The organism is Mesobacillus jeotgali (assembly GCF_002874535.1).
GTDB lineage: Bacteria > Bacillota > Bacilli > Bacillales > Cytobacillaceae > Mesobacillus > Mesobacillus jeotgali.
In genome coordinates this window covers 3,167,467-3,180,743 of sequence record NZ_CP025025.1, presented here as the reverse complement: position 1 = coordinate 3,180,743, position 13,277 = coordinate 3,167,467, and the positions used below count along the sequence as shown (strand labels likewise).

The window sequence follows — 13,277 nt, the reverse complement described above, 5'->3', positions numbered from 1 at the left end:
ATAGCATGAAGTTTCAGTGGACATTGCTGCTGGGGCTTGCATTCGCATTGATTGTTGCTGTTTTTGCAGTCATCAATGTCGATCCAGTAACAGTGAACTATTTATTTGGGGAATCAGAATGGCCGTTAATTTTGGTCATCTTAGGCTCTGTATTGATGGGCGGAATCATCGTTGGCTCTGTCGGTCTATTCAGGATGTTTGTACTTCAAAGGGAAGTAAAGACATTGAAGAAGAAAAACAATTCACTAGAAGAACAGCTGGCCCAAAAGGAAACTCGGCCGGAGGAAACAGCACCCCAGCACGAAATAGAAGATATCCATTAATATGCAAAAATGGCAGCATACAATTGTGCTGCCATTTATTATTTTTCCCACTGTTTTCACCTAATTCTTTGCTGTTCATAATTAAAAGCCCCTTATTAGCATTCATTGTCATTGAAACAGCCTCGCCGCTTTTGTATAATGAAAAAGCTGAGAGGTGAACGTATGTTAAAGCCAAAATCAAGGTGGATTGTTAAAAAATCCGACCAGACAATAATAGATTCACTCGCTAAAGATCTGAACATAAATCATCTGACTGCTTCTCTGCTAGTCAATCGCGGACTGGATACCGTGGAAGATGCCCGGTATTTTTTATTTGGGCAAAAAAGCGAATTTCACGACCCATTTTTGCTGAAAAATATGGATAAGGCAGTAGAGCGGATCAATAAGGCAATAGAAACGCAGGAGCCCATTTTGGTATTTGGTGATTATGATGCAGATGGTGTAAGCAGTACGACGGTCCTGATGAAAGCCCTGGCTGAACTCGGAGCAAACGCCGACTATTACATACCGAACCGTTTTACAGAAGGGTACGGTCCTAATGAGAAAGCATTCCGCAGTGCCGCAGACAGCGGAGTTGGCTTGATCATTACTGTCGATACGGGCATTTCAGCTCTTCATGAAGCAACTGTTGCCAAAGACTTAGGTGTCGACCTGATCATAACGGATCACCATGAACCGGGTCCAGTCCTGCCAGATGCATTCGCCATCATCCATCCAAAGCTGGACGACAGTGTATACCCTTTCAAGGATTTAGCTGGTGTAGGTGTTGCTTTTAAGGTTGCACATGCTTTGCTTGGGAGGGTCCCGGAGCATTTGTTGGAGTTTGCCGCTATTGGGACAATTGCCGACCTTGTGCCTTTGCTAGGGGAGAACAGGCTGATTGCCCTAAGGGGAATAGAGAAACTGAAGTCTAGCCAGACACCTGGTTTGAATGCACTGCTTAAGCTGGCTAAAACAGACAGGGCAGCCATTGATGAAGAAACAATCGGTTTTATGATTGGCCCTCGGGTTAATGCAGCCGGCCGGCTTGGCAGCGCTGATCCTGCTGTGCAATTGATGATGACATCTGATCCGGAAGAGGCTATGATGCTTGCGGAAGAGATTGATTCAATCAATAAAGAACGCCAGAACATTGTTTCGCAAATCGCCGAAGAAGCAGTTGCTGAAGTAGAAATGTATTATCCAATAGAAGAAAATTCAGTCCTTGTCGTCGGCAAGGAAGGCTGGAACGCAGGAGTCATTGGTATTGTAGCCTCCAAACTCGTTGAAAAATACTACCGGCCAACGATTGTGCTCAGTTTTGATAAAGAGAAGGGACTAGCGAAGGGTTCTGCACGCAGTATCGCCGGTTTCGACCTTTTTAAGAATCTATCAACCTGCAGAGATATCCTTCCGCATTTTGGGGGCCATCCAATGGCTGCGGGCATGACATTGAATCTTAACGATGTTGACGATTTAAGGTCCAGGTTGAATTCCCTGGCCAAAGAACAGCTGAAAGAAGAAGATTTAATTCCTGTATCCCATATCGATGCCAGAATAGATGTTAAAGAGATTACGATTGAAACGATAAATGAACTTGGAATGCTTTCACCGTATGGAGTAAGCAATCCTAAACCGAAAGTGCTGATTGATGGAGCTAATATTTCAACCCTGAGGAAGATAGGAGCAGATCAGTCACATCTTAAGCTGGCACTTGAAGAGGAAGGTAATGTGATAGATGGAATAGGATTCGGCTTTGGACATCTCCATGACCATATCTCACCGAGTTCTAAGCTGTCGGTCATTGGCGAACTGTCAATCAACGAATGGAACAATATCAAGAAGCCGCAGATTTTTCTCAGGGACGTAGCAGTCAAGTCCTGGCAGCTATTCGATTTCCGCGGGCTTAAAAGGTTGGAAAAGCTTCCAGATATGATTCCAGGAAGTAATATTAAGTGGATTCTCTTTAACTCCGATTTAAAAAATAAGTTTTCTCCTATTATCGGAGACTCATTGGAACTAGTATCAACAGATGAGGTAGCTGAGCAAATCGAGTTAGACCAATCCAATGTCGTGCTGTTGGATCTGCCGTCTTCCAAAGATATACTGGAGAAATTATTTGCCGGGAAAAATCCCGGAAGGATTTATGTCCATTTTTACAAAGAAAACAGCGATTTCTTCACGACTATGCCAACCAGGGAGCATTTCAAATGGTTTTACGCTTTCCTCGCAAAGAAAGGTCCATTTGATTTTAAAAGGTATGGAGATGAATTGGCCAAGCATAGAGGTTGGACAAAAGAAACAATAGATTTCATGTCGCAGGTGTTTTTTGAACTAGATTTTGTTAAAATAAACAATGGGTTTATTTCACTAGAAGAAAATGTCCCGAAAAGGGATTTATCTGAATCCAAAACATATCAGCACAAGGTGCAAGCATTCACTCTTGAAAATGAATTGCTCTACTCTTCGTATGAGCAATTAAAGAACTGGTTTGACCAATTCATTCAAGAGTCGGTGGAAAATGAGGAGGCAATTATTCAATGGATTTGAAACAATTCGTAACAATCGTTCCCGATTGGCCAAAGCCTGGCATTAAGTTCAAGGACATCACAACCTTAATGGACAATGGTGAGGCATATAGATATGCAACAGACCAAATCGTGGTTTATGCCCGTGAAAAGCAAATCGACCTTGTAGTCGGTCCTGAAGCACGCGGCTTCATCATCGGTTGTCCGGTTGCCTATGCCCATGGTGTAGGATTCGCTCCTGTCAGGAAGGAAGGAAAACTTCCGCGCGAAACAATCAAGGTCAATTACGGACTTGAATATGGCAGTGACGTTTTAACAATCCATAAAGACGCGATCAAGCCAGGACAAAGAGTCTTGATCACCGATGACTTGCTGGCAACTGGCGGAACGATCGAAGCAACGATCAAGCTGGTTGAAGAACTAGGAGGAGTCGTGGCAGGTATCGCCTTCCTGATTGAACTTACGTATCTAGATGGCCGCAAAAAGCTGGATGGCTATGATATTTTAACCTTGATGCAATATTAAATTGACCGGGCGCTTCATAGTGAAGTGCCCTTTTCTTATAATCAGAAAAATTCATTCAAAGGTATCCAGGTTTGCAAAAATAATCCTATATTTTAATGAAATAAAATATCTTTCGACAATTTTTTTAAATTCTGTTGTAAAATCTCTTCCTTTCTCTTTACATCTTTGATTTTTTCTTTGATAATAGTAACAATCCTTTATAAGAATAATTATTGTATATAAGGGATATTGTTTTAGAATAAAATGTAAAATTTACTTTGATAATTGTCCAGCTACAACGCCTAGCCCCTCGAGTCGCTTCGGTCCGCCCAATGAAGTCAAAGAACGACTTCAATGGTCGGCCCTCCAGCGCTTGTCGGGGCTGGACAAGGCGCTTGCGCTATTCGTATTTACGTCGACTCTTTCATTGGTTCCCGCTGGAGAGAAAATGCGGGTTAATATAAGAAATTTAAATTAGGTGATCCTATGGCGAATGACCAGGTAATGACCGCAGAACAAGTCATTGACTGTACAAAATCATATTTGAATGATGAACATATTGAATTGGTAAAAAAGGCATATGAGTTCGCCAGACAGGCTCATCATGATCAATTCAGGAAATCCGGGGAACCGTACATCATCCATCCAATCCAGGTAGCAGGGATTCTGGCTGACCTTGAGATGGACCCGGCTACGGTTGCAGCTGGTTTTCTTCATGATGTTGTCGAGGATACGGATGTGACTCTTGATGATATTAGTGAGGCCTTCAATGACGAAGTGGCAATGCTTGTTGATGGTGTCACGAAGCTTGGCAAAATAAAGTACAAGTCGCATGAAGAGCAACAGGCCGAAAATCACCGGAAGATGTTTGTTGCAATGGCGCAGGATATCCGTGTCATTTTGATCAAGCTGGCTGACCGCCTTCATAACATGAGGACCTTGAAGCATTTGCCGAGTGAAAAACAGCGCAGGATTTCGAATGAAACGCTTGAAATTTTCGCGCCGCTGGCTCACAGGCTTGGTATTTCCAAAATCAAATGGGAACTTGAAGATACAGCTTTGCGCTATCTGAATCCACAGCAATACTACCGTATCGTCAACCTGATGAAAAAGAAAAGAGCGGAACGCGAACAATATCTTGAAGAAGTCATTGAAGAAGTGAAAGAAAGGCTGAATGAAGTTTCGATCAAGGCTGAAATTTCCGGAAGGCCGAAGCATATATACAGCATCTATCGTAAAATGGTGCTGCAAAACAAGCAGTTCAATGAAATCTATGATTTGCTGGCTGTCCGGATTGTCGTCAATAGCATTAAAGACTGCTACGCAATCCTTGGTATCATCCATACTTGCTGGAAACCGATGCCTGGCCGATTCAAGGACTATATTGCTATGCCTAAGCCTAATATGTACCAATCACTGCACACCACAGTAATCGGTCCTAAAGGCGATCCGCTTGAAGTCCAGATCCGGACAGATGAAATGCACAGAATTGCTGAATTCGGGGTTGCTGCCCACTGGGCATATAAAGAGGGCAAACCAACTGACGCTTCCAATTTCGAAACGAAGCTATCATGGTTCCGTGAAATCCTTGAATTCCAGAATGACACTGCGAATGCAGAAGAGTTCATGGAATCTCTAAAAATTGACCTTTTCTCGGATATGGTATTTATTTTCACCCCGAAAGGCGATGTCATTGAATTGCCTTCAGGTTCAGTTCCAATCGATTTTGCTTATCGAATCCACTCTGAGATCGGCAATAAGACGATTGGTGCCAAGGTCAATGGCAAGATGGTGACTCTTGACTACCAGTTGAAAACAGGGGATATCATAGAGATCCTTACTTCAAAACACTCTTATGGACCGAGCAAGGATTGGTTGAAGCTTGCTCAGACCTCGCAGGCCAAAAACAAGATTCGCCAATTCTTCAAGAAACAGCAGAAGGACGAAAATGTTGAAAAGGGCCGTGAACTTCTGGAAAAAGAAATCCGCAATATGGATTTTGATGTGAAAGAAATTTTGACATCTGAAAACCTGAAAAAGGTTTCGGAGAAGTATAATTTCACCAATGATGAAGATCTGTTTGCTTCAATCGGCTATAACGGTATAACTGCGTTGCAGGTGGCGAACAGACTGACAGAAAAACTGCGCAAGCAGCGTGACATGGAACAGGAAAAAGACATTTCAAATGCTGTTTCCGAGCTCAAGTCATTTACTCCTGCCAAGAAACGTGAGTCTGGCGTCCGGGTGTCTGGTATCGATAATTTGCTGATCAGGCTATCCCGTTGCTGCAACCCTGTACCCGGAGACGATATTGTTGGTTTTATCACAAAAGGCCGCGGAGTATCCGTTCACCGGTCTGATTGCACGAACATCCATACAGAGGATGCACAGGCAAGGCTGATTCCAGTAGAATGGGAAACCGCCTTGAATGATCGCAAGGAATATAATGTTGATATTGAAATCAGTGGCTATGACCGCAGGGGATTGCTGAACGAAGTACTGCAGGCCGTAAATGAAACGAAGACTAACATTACCGCAGTATCCGGGAAATCTGACAAAAATAAAATGGCGACTATCAACATGTCAATCGCCATCCATAATGTCAGCCACCTTCAAAAAGTCGTGGACCGGATCAAGCAAATCCCAGATATCTATGCTGTCAGAAGGGTAATGAGTTAAGCAATCTTAACAAATTGTGGAGACCGAAGTGTAAGGAGATTCGCGATGCGTTTAGTGATACAGAGAAGCAAAGAAGCAAAAGTAACAGTCGATGGAGAGATAACAGGCTCCATTAATAAGGGGTTTGTCATCCTTGTGGGCGTTACCCATGATGATACAGAAAAAGATGCTGCCTTTCTTGCCGAAAAGGCTGCTAATCTCAGGGTATTTGAGGATGAAGCAGGAAAGATGAATTTGTCACTTCTCGATGTAGAAGGAGAGATTCTTTCTGTTTCGCAGTTTACCCTGTATGGTGACTGCCGCAAGGGGCGGCGCCCGAACTTTATGGACGCAGCGAAGCCAGACCATGCAGAAACTGTCTATGAAGCATTCAACACCTTCCTTGCTGAAAAAGGGATCAAGGTTGAAACTGGTGTATTCGGCGCCATGATGGATGTTCAATTGACAAATGACGGTCCGGTTACATTGATTATCGATAGTAAATAAGCCGAAAGGTAAAGAAGGTATCTCCACTGTTTATGTGGGATACCTTCTTTTTAGTATATAGGGACTTGTTGTGTCTATAAATCCCCTTATAAAGTGGAATTCAATGACATAATAAATGATTGTGAAGAAAGCCCCCTCTTAAAAACCAGTCTGCGGGAACGTAGGGGTACCTTCCGCGAAGAAAGACACCCGTATGAGATAGTTTGCTAAGCCATATGAGTGCATTTCATGAAGAAAGACACCCGTAGGAGTCAGTCTTCGAAGCCATAAGGGTACATTTTCAAGGAAAAAGACTGAAGACAGGTGCGCTGTCTTCAGTCAGGAATCTTCAAATTTATTAATCGTCTGCTTAATCATTTTTAAAATAGCGAGCAAGTCCTTCAAAGATCCCATTAGCTACCGATTCTTGATATTGAGGAGTATTTACAAGCATCTCTTCTGCAGGATTGCTCAAATAACCAAGCTCAAGTAGGACGGCTGCTTGTTTGTTTTCCCTGATGACGTGATAATCGCCAAAGCGTGTGCCACGATCCTTCAACATTGTTTTGCTTATGACCGAGGAGTGGATTTGTTCACCCAATGGCTTTTGCTTTGAATTATAGTAGTAAGTCGTCATGCCCCTGACAGTCCTATCGTTAATGCTGTCGTAATGAATGCTGATAAAAGCATCAGCATTATGGTAGTTGGAGCTGCTGACTCTTGAACCAAGTGAAATGTAATGATCATTGTTCCTGGTCAGGATGACGTTCGTGCCGGCAGCTCTTAGTTTGTCATATAAAAGCTGAGCTGTTTTCAAGGTAAGCGTTTTTTCCAAGGTTCCTCTTACACCAGTTGTCCCGTTATCCCTTCCACCGTGTCCAGGGTCAATGACGATCGTTTTATTTTTTGTGTGCTTTTCCGCTCCCGGTCTCTCAATTTGCGGTGCAGTTCCCTGTACAGAAACAATCCAGCCAGCTACAAACCCAGTTGTTCCATTTGGCAGCGCAATCTTATACCAATCTTTTTCCACGCTGATAATTTCAAAGCTGTCACCCTGATTGGCACGGAAAATGACTGCTGTGCTGGTGCTCGGCCCTTTACGTATGTTTGTACCATTATGAAGCATGGAGACTCTGCTGTTTTTCACAGACTCGCTAGGAGCAGCGACTGGTCCATTTTTCTTTTTATCGAAAAACCACCCTGCTGCCCAGCCTGTTTTTCCAGGCTTGTATTCAATCTTGACCCAATTGTTTTGTTCATCAAGGATTTTGAAGCTTTGTCCCTTTGATACTGAACCTATGACGCTTCCATCCAGAGAGTTTTTGTCACGAACGTTCAGCTGTGAAGCAGTTACCGTTCCTGTGAATTGATCGACAGGCGTTGGAACCTTTCCGCTGCCAGCCACTGGTTTTCCGCTGATTTTAAGATACTCAGCGCTTACCCAGGCACTTTTCCCTGCGAAAGTAATCTCCGCCCAGCCATTTGACTGGGAATGGACTGTAACTGCAGCTCCATAAGTTAATTGCCCGATTTTTCCAGAGTTCAATGAAGGCTTTTCCCTGACATTCAAGGAAGTAGCGGTGACCGTTCCGCTTGTTTTGGCACTGGCTGGGGGAGCTTCAGCAGCCTTGGTTTCTTTTACAGATATGTATTCTTTTGAAACCCAGCCTCTTATGTTATTAGTTCGTACTTCTGCCCAATTTCCACTGAAGCCAAGAATCTCGACAGCCTGTCCACTGTTAAAAGACCCTATGACCTGGTGGTTGGTGCCCGGTCCTTTTCTTACCCTCAAGCCATTGACTGTTATGCTGCCTGAGGCTTTGGTGTTTTGAGAAACAGCAGGTGAAGCAGGTGAAGCAGCTGTCTTGGCAGCTTCCTTGGAAGTAAACCATTGTGCTACCCATCCTTTTTTGCTGCCTCCAAGGCTGATTTGGATCCAATCGCCTTCTTCCTTGACGATTGAAAACTTTTCTCCTTTTTTAACAGATCCTGATACAGGGTAACTTAGTCCCGGCCCAGTCCTTACATTCAAACTTGTTGCAGTTATCGAGACACTCCCATTATCCGCCCGAGCTGATTCTAAAGCTGGAAGGCTCCCTAAAATCAGCATAAAGCAAAGGATGATCGGAACCATTTTATTTCTGGGCAATGCTCTCCCTCCCTCTCACATTCTCTATAAAAATATATTACCGGATTTTTCCGGTAAAATCACGAGGACTTTTCTCTTATATCGGTATGGAATTAGAAAAATTCAAGTGTAAAAAGAATATCGTAAATTCATGAAAAATTATCATGAGGACTGGGAAGAATAGTAAGCAATAAACTATGGAAGGTGATACCATGCGGTTCAGTGATAAAGGAAGATCTGCTTCGTTCGGGGAGAATCAATTATTCGGAGTGGATTTTCACGATTTTATCCAAAAGGAACAAAGCACTAACACTGTAGAATTAGCTTCGGAATTTGGGCTGTCTCTCCGTGATGTAAGAAAACTGAAAAAACAGATTGAACGTTCTTGAATAGTGCTTGACATTGCCATTTGTACTCCGTATTATAATATAAATAAAATGTTATATCGAAAACATACCGTTGATGGAGCACAGTAACCATGAAACACGTGAAAAGAGAGGAAATGCCCTGGCTGAAAGCATTTCCGCACGATGACCTGGTGAATGAACACTCCGTAGGATTTTCTCTGAACAAGGGCTGTCCCATTATTAGGAGAAGACGTAATCAGGCGTTAACTGTTAAAGAGGAAGTGCATTCATGCGCTTCAATTAGGGTGGCACCACGGGAATTCAAAGCTCTCGTCCCTTGTTATTATAGCAAGGGATTGGGGGCTTTTTTGTATTCTTTTTTTTACTGAATAAGAAAGTATAAATTTTTTGCACTTAGATTAGTGTCTAGCTCCAACGCCTAGCCCCTCGAGTCGCTTCGGTCCGCCCAATGAAGTCAAAGAACGACTTCAACGTTCGGTCCTCCAGCGCTTGTCGGGGCTGCCCAAGGCGCTTGCGCTTTTCTTACATAAGGCTAGTTTTTCATAGGAATGTTTCTAGATTCGCGATGTTCCAACACAAATTATAAGTATAAAAATATGAAATGATTTGAATTGAATGGAGGAGGATGCACTGTGGCTAATCAAATTAATATCCCTCGGGGAACACAGGACATTTTGCCAGGCCAGACAGAAAAATGGCAGCTCATTGAAGCGAAGGCGAGAGAACTTTGTGAAAGATATCAATATCGGGAATTAAGAACTCCGATTTTCGAACATACAGATCTATTTAAACGTAGTGTTGGTGATACAACGGATATCGTCCAAAAGGAAATGTACACATTCACTGACAGGGGTGACCGCAGCCTGACGCTCCGTCCTGAAGGTACAGCAGCGGCTGTTCGCTCATTTGTCGAAAATAAGATGTTCGGAAGTCCTAATCAGCCAGTGAAGCTTTACTACATGGGACCGATGTTCCGCTACGAACGTCCGCAGGCAGGTCGTTTCCGCCAGTTTGTACAATTTGGTGTTGAGGCAATGGGCAGTGCAGACCCGGCGATTGATGCCGAAGTGATCTCCCTTGCCATGTCCCTTTATAAGGAACTTGGACTAAAAAAACTCAAGCTTGTCGTGAACAGTCTTGGAGATAAAGAGAGCCGTACGGCACACAGAGAAGCTCTTGTGAATCATTTCAAACCTCGGATCGGGGAATTCTGCAGCGATTGCCAGAACCGTCTTGAAAAAAATCCAATGCGTATCCTGGATTGCAAAGCAGACCGTGACCACGAATTGATGAAGTCCGCACCATCGATTATCGAATACCTGACAGATGATTCTGCTCAATATTTTAGTAAAGTGACGAAGTATTTGACTGATCTGGGAATTGAATTCGAAGTTGACGCCAATCTGGTGCGCGGTCTGGATTATTATAACCACACAGCCTTTGAAATCATGAGTGATGCTGAAGGCTTTGGAGCAATCACCACACTTTGCGGAGGCGGCAGGTACAATGGCCTTGTCGAAGAAATCGGCGGACCAGAAACACCTGGTATCGGATTTGCGTTAAGCATTGAAAGATTGCTTGCAGCATTGGAAGCAGAGGGTGTTGAGCTTGCGATAAATGAAGGAATTGATTGCTACCTCGTTTCCTTGGGGGATGAGGCCAAGGATTATACAGTAGGCTTGCTCCACAATCTGAGAATGGCCGGATTCTCTGCGGAAAGAGACTATCAGGATCGTAAAATCAAAGCCCAATTCAAGGCTGCTGACAGGATGAATGCAAGATATGTGGCAGTACTTGGTGAGGATGAATTAAAAGCGAATAAAATCAACCTGAAATCAATGGCGGACGGGGAACAAACTGAATTGCCGCTTGAGAGTTTTGTTGAAAAATTCAAGGATATTTGTAAGTAGAGGGGGAGTTTCGATGTTTGGGAGATCATATTTTTGCGGTGAAGTAACGGAAGAGGCAATTGGTGAAAAGGTAACGCTGAAAGGCTGGGTTCAGAAACGTCGTGACCTGGGTGGCCTGATTTTTATTGACTTGCGGGACAGGACAGGCCTTGTCCAGATTGTTTTCAATCCTGATGTTTCACAAGAAGCGCTTTCGCTCGCAGAAAAAGTCCGTACGGAATACGTACTTGATGTAAAAGGGACAGTCATTGCACGCAGTGAAGGAAGTATTAATGGAAATCTTAAAACTGGAAAAATTGAAGTCCAGGCTGAAGAGCTGACAATCATCAATGAAGCGAAGACGACACCTTTCGTGATCGCTGATAAAACAGATGTATCAGAAGATGTTCGTTTGAAATATCGTTATCTTGACCTGCGCCGTCCGGTCATGTTCGAAACATTCAAAATGAGACATCAGGTAACAAAAGCGATTCGTGACTTCCTAGATGGAGAAGGTTTCCTTGATGTTGAAACACCGATATTAACAAAGAGCACACCTGAGGGAGCACGTGACTATCTTGTGCCAAGCCGTGTTCATCCTGGTGAATTCTACGCTCTTCCTCAGTCGCCGCAGATTTTTAAACAGCTGATGATGGTTGGCGGCTTTGAACGCTATTATCAGATTGCCCGCTGCTTCCGCGATGAAGACCTTCGAGCTGACAGACAGCCGGAATTCACGCAAATCGATATTGAAACAAGCTTCATGAGTCAGGAAGAGATCATGGGTTTGACTGAAAAAATGATGCACAAGGTTATGAAGGATGTAAAAGGCCTGGATGTGACAGAGCCATTCCCTCGCATGAGCTATGAAGAGGCAATGAGCCGCTTCGGTTCTGATAAGCCTGATACTCGTTTTGGCATGGAACTTGTCGATCTTTCTGAAACGGTTAAGGATTCTGGTTTCAAGGTATTTGCTTCTGCAGTAGCAAACGGCGGCCAGGTGAAAGCTATAAATGTAAAGGGTGCCGCAGCTAACTATTCACGTAAGGATATTGATGGATTGACTGAATTTGTTTCTGTTTACGGTGCCAAAGGTCTTGCATGGCTGAAGGCTGAAGAGGACGGCTTGAAAGGCCCGATCTCAAAGTTCTTTGGAGAAGAAGAACAGGCAGCGCTTCAGGCGAACTTAGAAGTTTCAGCCGGCGACCTTCTGCTTTTCGTAGCAGATAAAAAGTCTGTTGTAGCGGATGCACTTGGAGCCTTGCGCTTGAAGCTTGGAAAAGAGCTAGGCTTGATTGACCAGAGCAAATTCAATTTCCTTTGGATCACAGACTGGCCACTATTGGAATTTGACGAGGAAGCAGACCGTTATTTCGCGGCACACCATCCATTCACGATGCCAGCCCGCGAAGACCTGCCTAAACTCGAGAGCGATCCAGCAAGTGTCAAGGCACAGGCATATGACCTTGTCCTCAACGGCTACGAGCTAGGTGGCGGATCCTTAAGGATTTTTGAAAGAGATATACAGGAAAAAATGTTCTCTGTTCTTGGCTTCACAAAGGAACAGGCAGTCGAGCAGTTTGGATTCCTGCTAGAAGCATTTGAATATGGAACCCCTCCACATGGGGGAATAGCGCTTGGCCTTGACAGAATGGTGATGCTATTAGCTGGCCGATCAAATCTTCGCGATACGATTGCTTTCCCGAAAACAGCGAGCGCAAGCGACCTTTTGACAGATGCTCCTGGAGAGGTAAGCGGAGCACAGCTGGATGAATTGCATTTAGCACTAAATGTTAAAAAGGACCAGTAATATCCAGCGTCCATATCCTTGAAGTTCATTCAAGCATATGATAATATAATAACAACAGATGAAGAGTCCTGATGTGTTCGTTGTTTAACCTGAAGTTTTGACCTAACATCTATCCTTCGGGAGTTCGCGTTTTCGGGCCGCGTAAATGCCTCTGGCTAGAGGACTTACAGAAACCCGGAACAGGGCACCCACCTGCTGAGAGCGGGTTCAAGACGAAGGCAACCAACACGACGGCACGATTGGGACTCTTCCTACATACGTAAACAAAAACCATGCGGATGCATGGTTTTTTTGCTGCCTTTAAGTACAAAAGGTGAAATGTATTCTCCCCAACGGACAGTTTTTGTAATTACTGTCCTCTGTTTGTCCGATAGAGAGCCTCTAATGGACACATTTTGTGATTTCCGCCTCCCGTTTGTCCGATGAACCCTTCTAACGGATACATTTCAGGATTTCCACCTCAGACCAACCAGTAATTATACAATTCATCTAGTAATCACCCAATCCAAACTAATATACACTTTAATTCCTATAAAAATACTTGAAATTAATGCCGGGTATGTTATATTCAAAAGCGGGTATAGATAGTAACATCAATCTTATA

The 13,277-nt window shown here is 43.7% G+C and carries 9 protein-coding genes, 1 other RNA gene and 1 other annotated feature; of the genes, 9 read left to right on the top strand and 1 reads right to left on the bottom strand.

The features are described from left to right. Positions 1 to 5: 5 nt before the first annotated feature. The 5 genes from CD004_RS16190 to dtd all read left to right on the top strand — a co-directional run bounded on the left by CD004_RS16190 (position 6) and on the right by dtd (position 6,499). Positions 6 to 323 carry a LapA family protein gene (locus CD004_RS16190; RefSeq protein ID WP_102263701.1) on the top strand — a complete coding sequence of 106 codons (318 nt, stop codon included), beginning with the start codon at positions 6 to 8 and terminating at the stop codon, positions 321 to 323. 162 nt (positions 324 to 485) lie between these two features. After that, a complete protein-coding gene (recJ, locus tag CD004_RS16185) occupies positions 486 to 2,852 on the top strand; it encodes a single-stranded-DNA-specific exonuclease RecJ (protein ID WP_102263700.1) in 2,367 nt (788 codons plus the stop codon). Continuing rightward, positions 2,843 to 3,355: an adenine phosphoribosyltransferase gene (locus CD004_RS16180; protein ID WP_102263699.1), complete on the top strand. Its 513-nt coding sequence runs from the start codon at positions 2,843 to 2,845 to the stop codon at positions 3,353 to 3,355. Before recJ ends, CD004_RS16180 begins: the two co-directional genes overlap by 10 nt. Before the next feature lie 465 nt (positions 3,356 to 3,820). Then, the gene (locus tag CD004_RS16175; RefSeq protein ID WP_102263698.1) at positions 3,821 to 6,013 is read left to right on the top strand and encodes a RelA/SpoT family protein; all 2,193 of its coding nucleotides are present in this window, start codon (positions 3,821 to 3,823) and stop codon (positions 6,011 to 6,013) included. A 45-nt stretch (positions 6,014 to 6,058) separates the two neighbouring features. Continuing rightward, positions 6,059 to 6,499 (top strand): D-aminoacyl-tRNA deacylase, encoded by a 441-nt coding sequence (gene dtd / locus CD004_RS16170; RefSeq protein ID WP_102263697.1) that lies wholly within the window; start codon positions 6,059 to 6,061, stop codon positions 6,497 to 6,499. Between the two features lie 349 nt (positions 6,500 to 6,848). Here the strand turns inward: dtd and CD004_RS16165 are convergent, their stop codons facing one another. Then, positions 6,849 to 8,627 carry an N-acetylmuramoyl-L-alanine amidase family protein gene (locus CD004_RS16165; protein WP_170029997.1) on the bottom strand — a complete coding sequence of 593 codons (1,779 nt, stop codon included), beginning with the start codon at positions 8,625 to 8,627 and terminating at the stop codon, positions 6,849 to 6,851. 191 nt (positions 8,628 to 8,818) lie between these two features. Between CD004_RS16165 and CD004_RS24125 the strand changes: the two genes are divergently transcribed. The 4 genes from CD004_RS24125 to ssrS all read left to right on the top strand — a co-directional run bounded on the left by CD004_RS24125 (position 8,819) and on the right by ssrS (position 12,923). Then, positions 8,819 to 8,995 (top strand): hypothetical protein, encoded by a 177-nt coding sequence (locus CD004_RS24125; RefSeq protein ID WP_023627182.1) that lies wholly within the window; start codon positions 8,819 to 8,821, stop codon positions 8,993 to 8,995. 61 nt (positions 8,996 to 9,056) lie between these two features. Continuing rightward, positions 9,057 to 9,294: a binding site (T-box leader), on the top strand. A 312-nt stretch (positions 9,295 to 9,606) separates the two neighbouring features. Continuing rightward, positions 9,607 to 10,884, top strand: a complete 1,278-nt coding sequence (hisS, locus tag CD004_RS16155) for a histidine--tRNA ligase (RefSeq protein WP_233434879.1) — start codon at positions 9,607 to 9,609, stop codon at positions 10,882 to 10,884. 13 nt (positions 10,885 to 10,897) lie between these two features. Continuing rightward, positions 10,898 to 12,673: an aspartate--tRNA ligase gene (gene aspS, locus CD004_RS16150; protein WP_102263695.1), complete on the top strand. Its 1,776-nt coding sequence runs from the start codon at positions 10,898 to 10,900 to the stop codon at positions 12,671 to 12,673. A gap of 62 nt (positions 12,674 to 12,735) precedes the next feature. Continuing rightward, positions 12,736 to 12,923: non-coding RNA, 6S RNA (ssrS, locus tag CD004_RS16145), on the top strand. The last annotated feature ends 354 nt before the right edge of the window (positions 12,924 to 13,277 follow it).

Coding starts and splice junctions, on each gene's coding strand:
- aspS (WP_102263695.1), top strand. CDS start 10,898: ATGTTTGGGAGATCATATTTTTGCGGTGAAGTAACGGAAGAGGCAATT.
- CD004_RS16175 (WP_102263698.1), top strand. CDS start 3,821: ATGGCGAATGACCAGGTAATGACCGCAGAACAAGTCATTGACTGTACA.
- recJ (WP_102263700.1), top strand. CDS start 486: ATGTTAAAGCCAAAATCAAGGTGGATTGTTAAAAAATCCGACCAGACA.
- CD004_RS16190 (WP_102263701.1), top strand. CDS start 6: ATGAAGTTTCAGTGGACATTGCTGCTGGGGCTTGCATTCGCATTGATT.
- CD004_RS16180 (WP_102263699.1), top strand. CDS start 2,843: ATGGATTTGAAACAATTCGTAACAATCGTTCCCGATTGGCCAAAGCCT.
- CD004_RS24125 (WP_023627182.1), top strand. CDS start 8,819: ATGCGGTTCAGTGATAAAGGAAGATCTGCTTCGTTCGGGGAGAATCAA.
- dtd (WP_102263697.1), top strand. CDS start 6,059: ATGCGTTTAGTGATACAGAGAAGCAAAGAAGCAAAAGTAACAGTCGAT.